This is a genomic window from Staphylococcus arlettae (assembly GCF_025560845.1).
Lineage (GTDB): Bacteria > Bacillota > Bacilli > Staphylococcales > Staphylococcaceae > Staphylococcus > Staphylococcus arlettae.
Window position 1 is genome coordinate 1,541,312 of sequence record NZ_CP094803.1, and the last position, 17,043, is coordinate 1,558,354.

Annotated in this window: 15 protein-coding genes; all 15 read right to left on the minus strand. The window is 35.7% G+C overall.

What is annotated here, in order from left to right:
• Positions 1 to 3: 3 nt before the first annotated feature.
• The 15 genes from MUA37_RS07480 to MUA37_RS07550 all read right to left on the minus strand — a co-directional run bounded on the left by MUA37_RS07480 (position 4) and on the right by MUA37_RS07550 (position 17,022).
• A complete protein-coding gene (locus MUA37_RS07480; protein ID WP_262624421.1) occupies positions 4 to 1,485 on the minus strand; it encodes a distal tail protein Dit in 1,482 nt (493 codons plus the stop codon).
• A 14-nt stretch (positions 1,486 to 1,499) separates the two neighbouring features.
• Complete coding sequence (locus tag MUA37_RS07485) at positions 1,500 to 6,830, minus strand: peptidoglycan DD-metalloendopeptidase family protein (protein ID WP_262624422.1); 5,331 nt, start codon at positions 6,828 to 6,830, stop codon at positions 1,500 to 1,502.
• Between the two features lie 374 nt (positions 6,831 to 7,204).
• On the minus strand, positions 7,205 to 7,717 hold the full coding sequence (locus tag MUA37_RS07490) for a hypothetical protein (RefSeq protein ID WP_262624423.1): 513 nt from the start codon (positions 7,715 to 7,717) through the stop codon (positions 7,205 to 7,207).
• A gap of 93 nt (positions 7,718 to 7,810) precedes the next feature.
• Positions 7,811 to 8,803, minus strand: a complete 993-nt coding sequence (locus MUA37_RS07495) for an Ig-like domain-containing protein (protein WP_262624424.1) — start codon at positions 8,801 to 8,803, stop codon at positions 7,811 to 7,813.
• 37 nt (positions 8,804 to 8,840) lie between these two features.
• On the minus strand, positions 8,841 to 9,251 hold the full coding sequence (locus MUA37_RS07500; RefSeq protein ID WP_262624425.1) for a minor capsid protein: 411 nt from the start codon (positions 9,249 to 9,251) through the stop codon (positions 8,841 to 8,843).
• Between the two features lie 2 nt (positions 9,252 to 9,253).
• Positions 9,254 to 9,733: an HK97 gp10 family phage protein gene (locus tag MUA37_RS07505; protein WP_262624426.1), complete on the minus strand. Its 480-nt coding sequence runs from the start codon at positions 9,731 to 9,733 to the stop codon at positions 9,254 to 9,256.
• Positions 9,723 to 10,067, minus strand: a complete 345-nt coding sequence (locus MUA37_RS07510; RefSeq protein ID WP_262624427.1) for a hypothetical protein — start codon at positions 10,065 to 10,067, stop codon at positions 9,723 to 9,725. The genes MUA37_RS07505 and MUA37_RS07510 overlap by 11 nt, the downstream gene beginning before the upstream one ends.
• Positions 10,064 to 10,444: a hypothetical protein gene (locus MUA37_RS07515; RefSeq protein ID WP_262624428.1), complete on the minus strand. Its 381-nt coding sequence runs from the start codon at positions 10,442 to 10,444 to the stop codon at positions 10,064 to 10,066. The genes MUA37_RS07510 and MUA37_RS07515 overlap by 4 nt, the downstream gene beginning before the upstream one ends.
• A 10-nt stretch (positions 10,445 to 10,454) precedes the next feature.
• Entirely contained in the window at positions 10,455 to 10,742 is a 288-nt protein-coding gene (locus MUA37_RS07520; protein ID WP_262624429.1) for a Rho termination factor N-terminal domain-containing protein, read from the minus strand.
• Positions 10,743 to 10,759: 17 nt separating this feature from the next.
• Positions 10,760 to 11,857, minus strand: coding sequence for a major capsid protein E (locus MUA37_RS07525; protein WP_262624430.1), 1,098 nt, complete (start codon positions 11,855 to 11,857; stop codon positions 10,760 to 10,762).
• Between the two features lie 29 nt (positions 11,858 to 11,886).
• Entirely contained in the window at positions 11,887 to 12,255 is a 369-nt protein-coding gene (locus MUA37_RS07530; RefSeq protein ID WP_262624431.1) for a hypothetical protein, read from the minus strand.
• 3 nt (positions 12,256 to 12,258) lie between these two features.
• Complete coding sequence (locus MUA37_RS07535; RefSeq protein ID WP_262624432.1) at positions 12,259 to 12,909, minus strand: phage scaffolding protein; 651 nt, start codon at positions 12,907 to 12,909, stop codon at positions 12,259 to 12,261.
• A gap of 251 nt (positions 12,910 to 13,160) precedes the next feature.
• Positions 13,161 to 13,415: a hypothetical protein gene (locus MUA37_RS07540; protein ID WP_262562063.1), complete on the minus strand. Its 255-nt coding sequence runs from the start codon at positions 13,413 to 13,415 to the stop codon at positions 13,161 to 13,163.
• On the minus strand, positions 13,408 to 15,294 hold the full coding sequence (locus MUA37_RS07545) for a phage minor capsid protein (RefSeq protein ID WP_262624433.1): 1,887 nt from the start codon (positions 15,292 to 15,294) through the stop codon (positions 13,408 to 13,410). Before MUA37_RS07545 ends, MUA37_RS07540 begins: the two co-directional genes overlap by 8 nt.
• Before the next feature lie 9 nt (positions 15,295 to 15,303).
• Positions 15,304 to 17,022, minus strand: a complete 1,719-nt coding sequence (locus MUA37_RS07550; RefSeq protein ID WP_262624434.1) for a hypothetical protein — start codon at positions 17,020 to 17,022, stop codon at positions 15,304 to 15,306.
• Between the last annotated feature and the right edge of the window lie 21 nt (positions 17,023 to 17,043).

Sequence of the window (17,043 nt, forward strand, 5' to 3'; positions counted from 1 at the left end):
CAATTATAAGTATCTGTCACGCCAATAAAACGTTGTATCAAAAGTATTTTCCGGCATCACAATCATTTCATTTAATCCACTTTCTATATTAAAGAAATCACTAGCAAATGTTTTTTCTTGTAACATAGGTTCTTCGTTAACTATAACTGTTTTGTTTTTTGTATCTATCTTCACGTCATCGCCTTTTTGTATAATCATATCTCTTGTGCCTTCTTTTTTAGGTAATAACTCTGTGTTAAATGAACCTAAACCGTTCATTTCCATCCATTTATAACCATTATACTTTGCACTATATATTGATATAGCGCCGATAGGACGTTGATAAAACTCCCCACCGTCCGTAAATTCTTCAATATGAACATCTACGGGATTTGTTCTTGAGGGGTCGCCTACATGGTCGTATTTCCATGTTTTAACTTGGAAATTTGTTCCTTTGCGTCTTAATCTTATATACACAACCATACGGTCATATTTATAGGTGAACGGTGCGTTTTGGTGGTCGTAAATTTTACGATGGTCGCCATTCTGATTAAACAATGTAGCAACTATGTGTCCAGATTTACGGTTGTGATACACATTTTCATATCCGATCGATGCTATCAATCTGTTGTCGGTATCGTATATATGTTGAGCTGTACGCCCTGCGCCTAAATCTCCTTGTTCAAGCAAAAGTTTATATGTGATTTGCCAATCTTGAGCTGTACGAGGTAATGAACGTTTAGTGCCTGCGCCAACCCAACCGGAACCGTCCGGAAAATCAGTTGCTTTAAAACTTTCGCCAACATTAGCAATTTCAAAATTACCCCCAACTTCGCCACCTAAAAACCTATCGGGTATATTGCCGTCTACCATTTTGTTCCAACCTGTAAAATTGTGAAACTCTGTGTGGTATATGGGAGGATAATAATTTTCTATATCTTTCGTTACGTCATCATCGCCAATCATAAAAAATTCATCACTATCGCCGTTAAATCCTTTAGCCACCATAAAATGACTACTAGGTTCTAACGCTCTAGCTTGTATCACGATTGGTGTATCTTTCGTACCTGCATTATATAATGACGCTTGGTCTGAAATTGCTGTTTGTTTCGTTTTTTTACTAGCGTATTTATAAGGGTCTACACAAAGAAAATTAACTGTAGCTTTACCGAAATTAACAAAATAATCTTTATCGATTGTGCCTTCTAAAATTCCGTAATAAATTCTGTCGGATTCTCTAGCAAATATTATTGGTTTCGGTTCGTCTGTTGTTAACCATTCTGCCAAATCTTCGGCTATGTGTTCTAAACTTTCGCCAACTTCTAAACTGTCGACCATTAACTTAACTTCGATTTTTCTTACTTTATCCCTAACAGATGTTAGGACGGTTCCAGACCGTCCTTGTACATCAGTAGTGTTAATTTCTCTATCTTGTCCCCAACTCGTTGTATAGTCGGTGTAGTAACAGTAATCTTTTTCAATACCGTTAAATGAGAAATTACTCATTAGCAACCTCCTTTCTATCTACGATTAAATCGTTTATTTCTTCTTTCGATATTTTCAATTTCTTGTTTAACTGGTTCTGCAACTTGCTTACCAACTTTCTTATTATCAAGATAAATTGGATTGTTGCCACTGTTACGTGTGTTAACTTCGATTGTTTCGTTCGTTTCGTTGCCTTCTTCGATAAGTTCCATAATACGACGTAATGTTTCGCCTTCGGTACTGAAACCTAGCTTGTCGCCTGTTTCTTTCCAAATAGCTTGTGATTTAACTTTGTTAGCTGGGTCATGACTTATGACAGATTCACTGAATCCACCTTCGGCAAGCCATGCCATTTCGGGACTATTGATAATGCCACCACTAGCATAACCATGCCCATGACCGATTACATCAAGTATTGATGAACCGTATCTTGATTTTGCGTAACGCATACCAGCAATTAAGTTATCCATACCGTTCATGATGTTATCATGCCCCGGTAGTTTAAAGGCATTAAATGTGCCGGGCTTAACTTGTACAAGCCCTTTAGCTCGACCGTCCAACAATCCGTCAGTGCCACCGATAGCTTTAGCATCGCCTCCACTTTCGGTTTGTATTTGTCTTTGCCATGCACTTACGTAATCTTTTGAAGTCGGTAAACCGGCTTTTTTCAATGCTTTTTTAACATTCCAGTTACCACCAGAACCGCCAACATGTGATTTCAACCATGGTAACGGGTCAAATGGTTTACCGTCTTGCCTCATTTCATAGTGCAAGTGTGGTCCCGATGAACGCCCCGAATTACCTGATGTACCTAGTTTGTCGCCGGCTTTAACTTGTTTCGTTCCGTCAAATGCAAAGTCGCTTAGGTGTCCGTAAATAACTTCTAAACCACTACCATTTTTAATAGATACGTGATTACCAAAACCACTACCGTCTTGTGGTATTGCTCTAGCTAGTCCACTGATTGTTGAATAAACTTTTTCATAGATATAGTTTAAGTCAATACCCATATGTGGACTGTTGAACGGATAGCCGGGCGCTCTGCCGTTTGGACTATATGGGAAATTAATGTTATCCGGGGAAAAGTCTAGGAAACTACTGTTGCCGGCTGTTACTTGGGCAAACCAACCTTTAATCATATCGACTGCGCCTTTTTTCAAACGATTAAATCCGCCTTTGGCAAAATCGCCAACAATACCCGGAACACCGCTAAAGTCAATTCCCATTTTTTCAATGACAAAGTCTAGTAACTTACCGGGTTTCTTAGCCCAATCCATAACATCGCCTATTTTATCTTTTAACCATTCGCCACCTTCACTAGCTTTGGTTTTAACCCAATTAGCACCTTGACCAATTTTGTCGCCTGCCCAACTTAAAGCGTTACCAACTGTACCACCGTTTAAGCGTGGGTTTGCGTCGCCACCTAGCGTACTGTTTGTTGGTTTTTGGGTCAATAACGCGTGTGTTTGTTTACCGCTATAGACTTTTGTATTTTTAGGCAAGTATGTGTCAGTATCTCTATTTGGTGTAAAAGCAATTTTCCCGTTAGGGTATTTAATCATTTCATTACGAAAGCCACCCGGTCCATTGCCTTTACCTTTGTCGCCAACTGTAGCAAATGTGCCTTCTTTTAATGCACCGTCACTTGTTGTTTTAACTTTTCTATTCACTTGTTGGTTGTGCGTTGTACCAGTGCTTAAATGTGGTATTTCTTTATCAATACCCAGTTTATCGCCTACAGTATTAATGCCGTCAATTAATTTATTGATACCTTTTTTAACAGAATCGACCATATCATCAATAAACCCTTTGATTTTATCAATAATTTTTGATAAACCATCTTTCATGTTGTTAAACGTGGATTCGACACGGTCCCAAAGGTCTTTAGCAGTATCAATAACCGAATTTTTAATTTTACTCCAAATATCAGTCATAAAGTCCCAAACGTTATTGAAGATACGTTTCGCTGCATTCCATAATTTTGTGAAATAATCTTTAACACCGTTGTATAGTTTCAAGGCATAATCTACAACGAAATCACGGACTTTACGCCACACATCATACAAGAATTTACGAACAGAATTAAAAATTGATTTTGTTGAGCGCCATAATGACATGAAAGCACTTTGTACTTTATCCCATAAGTAACGAGCAAACGAAACCACTTTGTCAGAAATATAATTCCATGTTGAAATCAACCAATTTTTAACAGTTGTAAAGATTGATTTAATTGAACGCCACAACGACATAAAGGCGCTTTGTACCTTATCCCATAAATAGCGTGCAAATGAAACAACTTTATTAGAAATGTAATTCCACGTACTTACCAACCAGTTTTTAACTGTAGTCACGATTGATTTAACACTATTCCATAACCATGTGAAGTATTGTTTTACTTTCGTCCAAATATAGCGTGCGAAACTAGAAATCTTATTGTAAATATAATTCCAAGTACTGATTAACCAGTTTTTGACAGAAGTAAAAATCGACTTCGTACTATTCCAAAGCCATGTAAAGTATTGTTTTACCTTTCTCCATATCCAACGTGCAAAACTAGATATTTTATTGTAAATGTAACTCCATGTGCTTATTAACCAATTTTTAACCGTTGTGATAATTGATTTTACGCTGTTCCATAACCACGTGAAATATTGCTTAACTTTCGTCCATATCCAACGTGCGAATGATGAAATTTTATTGTATATGAAGTTCCATGTACTTACTAACCAGTTTTTAACAGTAGTGAATATAGTTTTAATACTATTCCAAAGGTAAGTGAAATATTGCTTAACTTTTGTCCAAATCAACCTTGCGTAATAATTTACTTTTGAATAAATGGCAAGCCATACGGCAAAAAGCCAATTTCTAACTGTCGTAAATATTGATTTGATGCTAAACCAAAGTTGATTGAACCACATCTTAACTTGGTTATACATTTGTACTATTTTTGCAACAACTTGCGTTTTAATTAATTTCCAAACCCAAACAAAGAAACTCTTAATGCCGTTAAAAATCGACATTATAACGGTTTTCCAAAGTTGGAAATAACCTTTTACAATTTGCCACCAAATTTGAACGATTAAAACAACACCGTTTTTAATGTTAGTCCATACATTTATTAAAAAGTTTTTAACAGCCGTAAAGATTGTAACAGCCCAATATTTAATTGAGTTCCATATACCTATTACAGCATTTCTAAAACCTTCGTTTGTTTTCCATAAATGAATGAAGATACCAACAAGCGCTGTTATAATACTGATGATGATAGTTACCGGTCCACCCATGAAACGAAATGCTAAACCTACTGCCTTCATGACTGGTGGTAATAATTTCAAAGCCTTCCATACTCTTTTGAATACGCCTCTTAAAATGCCTCCTGCTATAACGGCTGCATTAATCATACCTGTTAAAGCAATACCAGAAGCTACTACTTTAGACATTTGAAGGTGGGCTTGCATTAAACCTGCTATAAACTTACTTACTGTCACTGCAATATTTAGCATTATTGAACCTAGTGGGGCTAATGCTTTAACAAATTGAACGGATACATCAACGATATTACCTATTAGTTGCCCAACCATTGGGGCATTTTGTCTTATATAAGACAAGAAATTTTGGAATGATTTATTTTGGCTTAATTGCGCAGACCAGTTTTTAAACTTATTAGTCATGCTATCTAAACCATTTAAAACCCAACCGGTTTCACTGCTAAACGCTTTGAATAGGTTGATAATGCCATGAAAAACATTGCCAAAAATACTACCTAAAATAGGTAAATTTGTTTTCGTGTAACTGATAAAGTCTTTAATGCCGTTTGCTGTTGATGTACTGTTAGCCCATTTTTGGAAACTGCGTGCCATGTTCTCAAAGCCTTGTGATGCCCATGTGAACAATGGATTAAGTTGATTAAATAAAGCAACTGTACCGTCGCCAAAACTACCAATAGCATTTAAAATATTTTTAAATACTTGTGGTCCTATTCGATTTAAGATACTGAACATGTTTTGGGCGTTCTCGCTGTTTCTAACCCAATCTAGCAACTTATTTGATGCATTTGATGTAATACTAGCAACTTTATTTATTGCCGGTGTAAGTTGTGTTGAGGCAAATCTTGCAACGTTTATACCGTTTGCCATAACGTTAAATATTTGCGCTTGATTGCCTCTAACTAAACCGTCAAACTGCGATTTAATGCCGGATAGTGCGCTTTGATATTTTCGTGTTTCTGCTGTTGCTTTTAACAATCCTTCATCTAACATTGCTAATGCACGTTTTGACATGCCAACCATTGTCATTGCGCCTGCACCAGCAATACCAAATGCACCACCTAGACCAACAGCACCACCAGCTACGGCTGTTAGTGATGAACCAATAGCCATGACACTTGAAACAACAGCGCCGGCAACCGGTATGATTGCTGTAAAACTTGAAATCATTAAACCTTTAAACATACCACTAGCTACTTCGCCAACGTTACGCAAGGTATTGCCGATTTTATTTATTGTTTTAAACGTTTTTGAAAAGTCGTTTCTCATACCACCAAATGTACGTTTAACCGTTCCACCGACACTATTTACAACTCTTGTTGTCTTGCCGAATTTATTGTTCATGAAAACAATATCTTTGTTGAGTGATGACATTTCATTGCGAATTGAATTAAACGCAATTTTTGCTTTGCCGGGTAGCTGTGAAAAAGATATGCTTTTAATGTTCTTGTTTAGTTTCTGTGTTGTTTCATATGAGATATTACCAAATTGCTTAAATTCTGTTTCGGCTTGATGTAGCGTTGAATTAATTTCATGCATACTTTTGGAATATGCTTTGAAATCACTGGCGTTCATTTTCTTTTTCATGCTGTTTAACGACAGTTCAGTGCTGTTTAATTTGCTTTGCAAATCCTTAAAACTATAACCAACTGTTTTAAATTCATCGCCTAAAGACTTGCCGAAATTAATTTTATCCATTTCAACAAGTTGTTTATCAAGTTTGCCAACATCTTTTGATAAAGTATTAAATGCCTTACTTGTTTTGGCTGTCATTTTAGACGTATCAACATTTGATATTGAATTTTGTAAGTTATTAAAGGTTCTTTGTGATACTTCGCCGGTATCTTTAAATTCTTTTTTAGCACTGTTTAATTCTGATTTAACGTTACTTAAATCTACATCATCGCCCATTTCAGCCATTGATTTATCAATTTTAGAAACCGATGTATTCATCATATCGAAACGTTTGTTTACATTCTTTTCAGTCGCCGTTGTCTTATCATCAAATTCACGCATTTTGCGTTCCATTCGGTCTACGGATTTTGTAAACTTCGTTACATCAGCATTAAATTTTACATTAACTTTATCCATTTCAGCCATTCACTTTTTCCCTCCTTTCTTACCACTTGTTATATAACGCTATGAATTTTCGATTCGTTTTAACTTCTCGATATTGTCCCACTCTAATTCTTCACTTGAACGTGCTTGATTTTGTCCGGCGTTACTTTCTTTTCCGGGTTCAATGTTCTTCATGAATTTTTTATTTGCTTTTGCTTGGTTCTTGTCTTGTGGGTTTGCGTGCATACGTGAAAGGTGGTTAAGATATAAGCGTTGTTTTTCTCTGTCTGCTTCTTGTTCAAGGGTTTCAAAGTGAATTAGTAAATAACCTAGTAAATCAACTGCCGGTGCATCTATGACTTGTTCACGACCACCGACAATTGGACTTAGTGTATAAACTAAACTATCTTCGACTGTTATTGTTTCTTGCTTGTTGTTTGTTTTGCTTCCTTGTTGAAGTTCAGTGCCTTTCCCACTTTATCCATAAGTGATTTAACACGTTTAACGATTTTTTCAATATCGTTTACTTCAACGATTGCCTCAATAATTTCAAAGAATGTGTCCATATCTTGCACTTCTAAATAAGCGCTATCGATACCACTTGCTACACTCGTCAATTCAATTGTTCTTTCCGGTACTGTTTCGATTAAGAAACCAAACGCCGATAAAACATCGAAAATATTAAAATCTTCGCTACGAATTAAATCTTCAATATCAAAGCCTTCTTGATACTGACCGAATAGTTTAATTACTGTATCTTGAAATTCTTTGTTATCTTGTAAATCTTTTTGAATAGCGTTAACAACTTTTGCGATTGCGCCTAATTGTCCGGGTCTAATAGCTTTGATTTCTACTGCTTGTGATTGGTCTGTTTCGTGTAAGTTACCTTGTTTGTCTTGCTCGAATAATTGAATATTTACTTTAGTCATTTAAAATTCCTCCGATAATTGTTTGTTTTGCTTAAAATATTGTTTTTAAAAATAAAAAAGGTAGCCTAAACGACTACCTTATAACCTTATATATTACGCCGTAACTGTAACCGTTACTGATGAAGTCACATCGCTAGCATCTTGAGTTGACGCTGTAATTGTTGCTTCTCCTGTTGCTACTGCTGTAACTACACCACTGTTATCTACGGTTGCGATTGATTCATCACTTGATGTGTAATTTAATGATTTATCAACTGCATCAGTAGGTTGTACTGTTGGTTGTAATGTTACTGTTTCATCAACTGCTAATGTTTGTGATTCACTACTAAATGTAACGCTTGAAACTAATGTGTCTATTGTTTCATCTGCGCCTTCCCCTAAATTTTCATCGGGTTTTGTATTTGATGTTGCACCACTTAATAGTTCGTCCCATTTCGGTAAGATTCCGTTAGGGTCAACTGCACCAGTAAAGAAATAATTACCTTTACGACTAGGGTTTGCATTATCACGTGGGTATGCACTCATTGAGATTTCAAGTGAACCTTGTTCGTTTGCACTAGAAATTTCTACTTCATCGTTTGCGCCGGCTTTATAGATATTAATATCGTTATCATGATTATCGCCGTCTGCACGTCTATGAATACGTACTGGTTTAGCGTTCTTACGGTTTGAAGCGCCTAACGGTGCATCTGCTACACCAGTGATTTTTCCGTTTTCATCAATAGTATCTGTACCTGCAATAGCAAGTAGTAACATATCGATAGTTTGTTGAGCTGCCACGATACTAACCGTAACGTTGTAGCCGGTACTACGTTGGTCGTATGGACTGTTACCATAATCGGCAATAACAACATCTTCAAGTTCCGGTTCAAATGATACTGAACCACCTTCGGCTTGTAAGTAACTGTTTACGTCGCCGTTTTTACCGTCGAATTTAATAATGTTGTCGCCTTCCCCAATGATAATATCCGAAATACCGAATATAATTTCATCATCGCCACGACGTGTAGCTTGTGCAAAGTGCTGTAAGTTTAATTTAATATGGTCGCTTTTATCAGCGAACGGAAATACTTTTTGTTGTGTCATTCCTTTTTCCTCCTTGATTGTATTAAAAAAACGAACGTTATTTTTTACGCTCGCTTGCTTTCTTGATTTGAGATTGAAAATTTAAACTATATGACATGATGTTATCTTCATCTACACCTAATCTAGCCGGTAGATGTAAGCCGTCTATTGAATACACGTTGTAATCAATTTCACGTGTTTTATAACTAACTGTCATAGTGTCATATCTGTATTGATGTAATAACTCATAGATTTGTAGCGAAATATCGTTTGCTTTAGCAAAATCAGACGATTTAACAATGATTTGATAACGTGGTTGTACCAATTGCCCTTCATACATACTTGGTTGCTCTCCCGGGTCACTATACACAACAATTGTATTATCATTACGTGTCGTGAAATTTATGGAAATTAACATATCAGTTTGTATGTTCGATTTTAAATAATTCATTATCGCTTGCTCTATCATGTTTAACCTCCATAAGTTTCTGTAACAGCTTTAGCAAGTTCAGTGCGCCACCTACTTTGATTAAGTAGTTTTGCATTGGTTAAGTATTTTCTGCCCGGTTCAAAACTACCAACATTAGGTTTGGCACGTGTTAACTCGCCTCGTCCGTTGTAATAATAATCGGGGTATTTAACACCTCTAGCGTATTTATCGTGTATACCTTGTCTTGCCGGTTCCTCGTGTCTACGCAATGCATAAACTAAAGGGGAACCAACTGATAAAGACAATTGACCGTTTGCATATTTAACGCCTGTGCTTCTTATTGATTGTTCCAACTGTCCCGTATCTCGTGGCGCTAATGCTTTCGCATCTGCCTCTACTTGATAGCCTACTTTATTACCCTTTTTAGTCATATTGGTTACTAATTCTTTATCGGCTGTTTTCATCTTAGCAAGAAACTGTTCGGTATCTCGATTGTTGATACTGAAATGTTTATTTGCCATTAACAATCAACGTTCTAAAATAAGTTCTGCTTGCCGATAAATTAGTAGTTTCTGTATAACTTTTAACAGTACCCTTTTTTACTGTTCCACGCCTTGTTGTGTATTCAACTTCAACACCAGTTTCTATAGGGACATCATGCATTACGTCAACCTCATCTACTGCATCATCATATACAAAAGTTTTACTTCTTTGTAATTCAGCGTGTTCATTCACACGACATTTGAATGTTGATGTATCAGTTAATGGTTTTCCGTAATCGTCGTAAACTTCATTGCCGTTATCGTCGAGTAATGGAATTGAAATTGTAATACTTTGTCGCATTGGTGGAATCATATTAACCTACCTACTTGCATAGTGTTTTTTGTTGTACTGTTTTTCTCTTGTTCCTTCTCAATAATAGAAACAACATTAGGGCTTAATATTTCGTCTTGTTCTAATACGGCTTTCACATCTTTAACAGTATAATCAGTGATTCCTTGTCTTTTTAACATCGCTATACCTTCATACTCTGATTCAACATTGTACAAAGTCTGTAGGGCTATCATACGCTTTGATAAAACTACATTTGGATAATTAGTAAGGAAATCTTTTATTTGCTCTTGTGCGCCAAATATGTGCTTTGTAAGGTCATCACTTGTTAAATCGTCGAAATAATCCGGTGTAGGTAGTTTAGACAAATAACTTTTAACTTCTTGTTCGTTTATTTCCATACCTTACACCTCATTTCTCTAATTCTTTTAAAGCATCAATATAATCTGATTTTTTAGCTTTACGCCCAATATCAATATTATTGTCTTGCGCTAACTCTTTTAGCTCTTTAACTGTCATTGCTTCATAGTCAACACTATTTGTAGCGTTTGATTGTTTGTTGTCTGTTTCTTCGACTACTTCAACCAAATTATTAAGGCGACTATACTCATCATCATTTAGATAAATATAATCGCCTGTGCTAACTAATGATTTATGATGTGATATTGAGCCTTTAGTAACTCTACATTTCTTCATCATAAAACACCTCTATTCAATTATGCTGTTGCGCCGTCGTCTGCTGTGCCACCGTCTGTTGTGCTGTCATCAGTTGCACCGTCATTTGTAGTTTCTGGTGCTACATTAAGGTGTACAGTGCCGTTTACGTTTTTAGTAACTGGCATAACAACTTGCCCAACAATTGTTTTTTCTGTTACTGGGTCTTTATCAATAACAGTTACAACAAATTTGCCTTTTTCAAAGTTGTTTTCAACACTTGGTCCACTCATTGTAGAACCTAATACAGATGAACGTAATACAACTTTGTCATCTACTAAATGTTCGTGCGTTTCAATTTCGCCTAATTCGTTTTCAATTGCTGTTTCTGTATCATCAATAACAATTTGTGGCAACTTAACAGAATTTAATAATGCTGTAACATCTTCATCTTTTACGATACGTGGACTATTAGTGTCGTTAAATAATTCTCTTTTAATTTGACCTGAAGCAACTAACTTATTGTAAGTTGTTGAGTTCATATTAATAACTTCCGGTTTCTTACGTCCGTTTGTTTTTTGGAATTGCTTAACTGCATTTTGTAAATCTGTTACTGGTGTAGCTTCATCAGTTCCCCACTCACTAGCTACAGTAACGTTGTTTTCTTCCGGACGGTCTAGGTCGAAAGTCAAACGTGTTTGAGTCATTGGGTCTAAATAATCTACACGACCATTGTAAGCCATTTGTGAACGGATATACTCAACTGTATCATCAACTGAAACTGATAAATCGTTTGTGTCCATTAAAACGCCGTCAACAATTTTTTGACGTTCTGCGTCATTACGTGGATTTCTGTAGTGATACATTTCAATTTCATCTAGGAAATTAGCGTTTTGAATTTTAGTAAGGCTTGCAATTGCTTGCTTACCTTGACCTTTATTTTTGATTGGTGCGCCTGCGTTAAAGCCTGTGATTGATGCCGACGCATTAATTTGTTGTTCTACAATGTTATAAACATTTTCAATTTCTTCTACTTCTTCGATTGGGTATGCACTTGCTAAAGGATATAAATTTGGCGTATCTTGTGAACGCATTTTATCGGCTTCTTTAACAAATGCTTTTAAACTCGCTTGTTGTAAACGTGCATCTTCTAATACCATTAAAATTCCTCCTTATGATGTTAATAAAATTAAATATCGAATACTAAACGACCTTGTGTCGCTTGTTTAAAGTTGTCTGTAACGCCTTTGCAACGTGCTTCAATAACAGATGCTTTACGTACTGCACTAACGATTTCGTTTGTGTTAGGTTCTACGACAACATCGTTTGCCGTTAATACTGCACCTTTCATTGATGCCGGTGTACTTCCTGTTACAAGTTCAAATAATCCTGTATCTTCGTTACGAAAAATAGCTGTACCAATTGGCACTTCTGTAACTTCTGTGAAAGCCGAACCGTCTAATGTAGTATTACCTACTGTGTATTCAACATTCTTCCCGTCACGTAAAAACTCAACCGATTTACCAAATGATGTATTTGTTTTTGGTTTAAAATTCATTGGTTATGCCTCCTTATTTCCTAATAATCTTTGTGCATTATTTTTCCCAATTGCTTCTTCACTATCATCAAAGCCATTATTACCTTTTTTATTTCCGGGATTATAGCTTTGTGATTGTGATTGTTGTTGCTGTTGTTGTGAGCTTTGAGTTGAGCTATCAGAATTTGTTGAATCTACGAATAAATAAGAATCCGATTCACGTAACTTTTCTAATTGGTCTTGTAATCCGATTACCTCGTTTTCTTCATCATTGAATTTAAGGTTTTCAGAATCGAGCAAGGCTCTAACTGCCTTAACGTTACGTGCGCCAACATCACGTAATTTGTTTTCTAATTTATGATTAAATTTCAAATCTTTAATTTCTTTTTGGCGCTCTTTTTCTCTATCTTCATTCGCTTGTCGTAAGTCACTAATCGTTTGTTGCAAGTCGTCGCCGTTTTTAGCTTTCTCTTGCAAGTCTTTTAATTCGTTGTCTTTTTGCTTGTTGTCCTCTTTGTAAGAATCAACCGTGCTTTGCAACTCATTAAGTTTTGAATCTTTTTGACTTACTTTGTCGTTAAGACCTTGCACCTCTTGACCGTGTAATGTCATAACTTTTTCTAACGATTCCTCGTCAATTCCGATTTCTCTTAAATCATCTCTTGTGAAACTCATTTAAAATTCCTCCTTACGTTTTTTTCTACGGTGTGCGACACCGATTAGGATTAGCGTTGTATCGTAACGCCTACGAAACCACATATAAGATATTAAAAAAGTACACACCTTAAAGATGTGTACTTAAAATTTATGTTTGTCTTATATGTGAGGGATATATATAATGACTACAACTTTCGTTGCTTGTTATATTATAACGTATAACGTTATCAAAACACAAAAACCGTTATATTAGTCACTTGTGTAACTATTTAATTCATATAAGGTGTGTAATCTTCTATATTTTTATCGTACTCATTCGCTATTTCCTTATCTGCTTGTTCAATATAAGGGTATAAAACTTTAGGTATGAGTTTGAACACTTCTTCTAATGGTTCGTTATCTGCGTATGCGTCTGCTACATCATCAAATGTTAATCGTTCTTGAAATGGTGTTTCGAGGGCATACATTTCAATTGCTAATGGCATTACTTTATCAAACCAAATACTTTGCTCTTTTTTATTCATCGACAACACTCACTTTCCCACGATTTAATAATACATAATATTCTTGACCACCAATATACATTGCGTCATATCCTAACATAATTGCAATATTAGATGTATTACTTATAACACCTAATATAATATCTTTTTGACTCTGTGATATTTCTTCATTTGATTTAATATCCGTTCGCCATTCTTTCTTAATACGTCGCATTTGTTTTTTAGTTACTACATTCGCATCATCGCTAATTGTCATATGCATAATGTTTTTTTCTTTCTCGTTAGCATAGGTTGCGAACACCATTTCTTTGTTTTCTTCGGTCATGACTGCTGAATAAGTACCATGCCCGTAAAATCCTTTCCCGACATAATGGTTTCCGGTTTTGTATTGTTCGATAAAATGCATTGCATTTGTATTGTCTGAATCTTTCAAACCACGTATTAATTTTTTGTTATCATCTATTAAATCAAATTCATTTTTAGAGATTGATTGTGGTAAATCATTATATCCAAATTTTTCATTAATAACTTCTTGAATCAGTCTATTAAATTCTATTCCCTTTTCATTTTCTATATCTTTTATTTCGAATCTTAAACCATATTCTTGTGCATTAGATAGATTTGTTTTGAATTTTTCGTCGAAACCTTTACTCAATTGTGATGTAATACCAATCAATTCATCTAATGTTTCAATAGGTGGTAGTGTATTACCTTGTATGTTATTTTGAGCCTCGTTTTGAGCTTGTTTATCTTCGTCTTGATTATTTGTATCAGATACGTTGTTTGTGTCTGTGTGTGCTTCCTGTGAGCTTTGTTGTTCGCCCGATACATTGTTAGGGTCATAGACTTTTTTCATCTGCGATACCCATTCATGATATTTAGCTTTGTTGTTTGTTTTAACTTGTAAATATTCTTTGAATGTTTGGGGTCCGTCACTGCCTAATCGGTTGCGCATCTTGTTGTATGAAAGGCTGTTGCGTCTTGCTTTAGCTTTTGCCTTTTGGTCTGTGTTGTATCGCTCTATCTCTGCCTGCGTCCGACTGTCTTTGTTTTCGTCAAATGTTTTTGAGTGTTCCAAATCTCTTTTGACTTCATCATCACTTTTGAAATCAATAATATAAGGTCTAAAGTTACATTGACAATTAGGGTGTTTCGGAAATGTTGTATATAAATTGATATATGGGAATTGGTCGCCACGTTCTGTAGCAAACACATGCCCCCTATATCTTACACATTCCCCACATGTAGGAATATTACCCGTTACAGTTACATGTTTTATATCATCTTCAGCATATCTGTTTAAATGACTGTGGTTGTATGCTGTTTGCGTTTTGGTTCTTACTACTGTTTCTGCGTAAAAATCTAATGGCAAATGTTTGCCGTCTACTGTAACAAATGAAGTCATGTTTTGTTCGCCAAACTTTTTAGCAACTCTTTGTGACATTTGTTTGTTCGTCATGCCAACCATTAAACCTTTTGCTACTTCATCTTGTACATCTTTAATCGCAACATCTACATTATTTTTAGAATACTTTTTAGCTGTCCTAAATGCACTTGCTAAGTCTTGCATTGTATCGGTAACGATAGATACTATAGCGTCGGTATGCACAAACTGTTGAGCGATTGCGTTTTGTACATTGAAATTACCGGCACTTGTTATTAGTCCAGTATCGATTAACTGTTGTTGTGCATTAGATAAGCCTTTAGCATATTGTTCATATATCGTTTTCGGTACTTCTTTTTGAACACTACTACCTAAATCATCAAACAACTTTTCAATAGCCATATACATACGCTGTGTGTCTTTCTCGCTTTCGATATTCACACCACTTACTAACTCTTTAACTTGATTCTTCAAAAACTGTGATAACTTCTTAACTTGTTCCGGTGTCAATGCCATTCATAACACCTACTCATTCACGTTAAATTCGTTTATATTTTGTTCGTTGGATTCAATTGGATTACCAAACTCATCTAATGGATTACCGTTATCATCACGATTATTCATGAAGTTTTGTAGTGATTGATTACCTAAATCTAAACTCATGCTATCACTTTGTGTCTGATTGCTTTGTATTCGCTCGATTTCTTCTTGTAACCATTCTTCCGATTTTTCCGGATTGATACGTCTTATTGTTTCTTCTAATGATTGGACGCCTGCGTTATATTTAGCGATATTTTCGGTACTAACTTCTTCTTGTGGTTTCGGCAACATATCTTTAACGATAATGTTGGGTCTTTCAATTATGATTTCATCGTCTTTATCGTGTGCAAACCATAACGCCGATTCAAAAGCGTTTTGTAAAAACTCTACGTAATCATCACGTATCTTTTCAGATTTGATTACGGATAACATCAAGTCATAGAATTTAGCAACGCCGGATTGTGTGCCACTGCTTTGTTGTTTAACTAATTCAATAGCACTTTCGGACGTTTGCGTTTCTGCTAACATCATACGGATAATATCTTTAACATAATTCATATCGCCGATTTTACTTGTATCAATTTGGTGTATTTGCATTGATTGACCGTTTTCGTCTATTTCAGTGACTTCTAAATTACGGTGGTCTATCTTGTTTTCATCGCCGAAAGTATCAAGCGCAATTGCTTTAAGTTGTTCCATTGTTCCTTTAGGGATAGATATTCTAGGCTTGCCGTTACGCTCGAACGTTTGCGCTGTACGTGTAACCGTCCAATTAATTTCTTCTTGCTTACCTGCAATGCCACGTAAAGCCGAATTACCTAATTGATTCGTAAACGTTGGGTCATTCGCTAAATAACTTACAAATGTTCTTTGTCGTCCGTTGAATATCTTATGAGCGTCTGCTACATCGATTTGTAGTTTTTCTCGGATTAATTCCGGTTCTTCGACTAACACAAGATTGTTTTCATCATTCGACTTATACAATCTGTCTAACGTTTCAATAGCTTCTTCGCTCTCTCTTTCAGTATAAACATGAACGTATCTTACGCCGTTTTCTTCTTCTTCCTGCGTTGGTTCTAATTCATAAACTAAATCAACCCCTAATCCGTCATCATGTGGAAAGTAAACGTTACGTTCTTTAATATCAATTGCTATCTTGCCGTTCTTAATCATCGGTACGGCAACAATACCACCGTCGATTTGTAATTGGTTTAGATTCATAGTGTGATTGATATTACTATTCTTTTTAATTTGGTCTATCACTTCTTGTTGCTTGTCTGTCGTTTGACCGTTAAAGTCGTTTGTTTCTGTTTGTTCTATAAATTGTTCTTGTTTTTGCGTCTGTGTGTCCACTGTAGCTTGTTGTGTGTCATCTAGCATATCTTGTTGAGCTAAACTATTATTAGGATAATTTGTTTTAATAGCGTTTAATGTGCGTGCTACAAGCATACTAGGTAAATCAACTATCACACGACTTATGTTTATCATTAAGTATGGCGTGCGTACATTCTTTGAAGCCACTTCGTTTTGTGTACTGTACACATCTATAATCTCGCCTTGTTCAATTAAGTTAACGGCACGTGGAAATATTTCATGGTGCCTACCTTCATATAATGCCCTGTAGTAATACATATCATCATGCACTTGTTTAATAATTTCTTTATCAAATTTAACCCATGTGTTATCCGGATTTCTATATTGCATTGTGTCCCTCCTAATATCTTA

What these genes read in the sequence shown, in the direction of transcription:
- MUA37_RS07480 (WP_262624421.1), bottom strand. Translation starts at nt 1,485, where the DNA reads ATGAGTAATTTCTCATTTAACGGTATTGAAAAAGATTACTGTTACTAC.
- MUA37_RS07485 (WP_262624422.1), bottom strand. Translation starts at nt 6,830, where the DNA reads ATGGCTGAAATGGATAAAGTTAATGTAAAATTTAATGCTGATGTAACG.
- MUA37_RS07490 (WP_262624423.1), bottom strand. Translation starts at nt 7,717, where the DNA reads ATGACTAAAGTAAATATTCAATTATTCGAGCAAGACAAACAAGGTAAC.
- MUA37_RS07495 (WP_262624424.1), bottom strand. Translation starts at nt 8,803, where the DNA reads ATGACACAACAAAAAGTATTTCCGTTCGCTGATAAAAGCGACCATATT.
- MUA37_RS07500 (WP_262624425.1), bottom strand. Translation starts at nt 9,251, where the DNA reads ATGATAGAGCAAGCGATAATGAATTATTTAAAATCGAACATACAAACT.
- MUA37_RS07505 (WP_262624426.1), bottom strand. Translation starts at nt 9,733, where the DNA reads ATGGCAAATAAACATTTCAGTATCAACAATCGAGATACCGAACAGTTT.
- MUA37_RS07510 (WP_262624427.1), bottom strand. Translation starts at nt 10,067, where the DNA reads ATGATTCCACCAATGCGACAAAGTATTACAATTTCAATTCCATTACTC.
- MUA37_RS07515 (WP_262624428.1), bottom strand. Translation starts at nt 10,444, where the DNA reads ATGGAAATAAACGAACAAGAAGTTAAAAGTTATTTGTCTAAACTACCT.
- MUA37_RS07520 (WP_262624429.1), bottom strand. Translation starts at nt 10,742, where the DNA reads ATGATGAAGAAATGTAGAGTTACTAAAGGCTCAATATCACATCATAAA.
- MUA37_RS07525 (WP_262624430.1), bottom strand. Translation starts at nt 11,857, where the DNA reads ATGGTATTAGAAGATGCACGTTTACAACAAGCGAGTTTAAAAGCATTT.
- MUA37_RS07530 (WP_262624431.1), bottom strand. Translation starts at nt 12,255, where the DNA reads ATGAATTTTAAACCAAAAACAAATACATCATTTGGTAAATCGGTTGAG.
- MUA37_RS07535 (WP_262624432.1), bottom strand. Translation starts at nt 12,909, where the DNA reads ATGAGTTTCACAAGAGATGATTTAAGAGAAATCGGAATTGACGAGGAA.
- MUA37_RS07540 (WP_262562063.1), bottom strand. Translation starts at nt 13,415, where the DNA reads ATGAATAAAAAAGAGCAAAGTATTTGGTTTGATAAAGTAATGCCATTA.
- MUA37_RS07545 (WP_262624433.1), bottom strand. Translation starts at nt 15,294, where the DNA reads ATGGCATTGACACCGGAACAAGTTAAGAAGTTATCACAGTTTTTGAAG.
- MUA37_RS07550 (WP_262624434.1), bottom strand. Translation starts at nt 17,022, where the DNA reads ATGCAATATAGAAATCCGGATAACACATGGGTTAAATTTGATAAAGAA.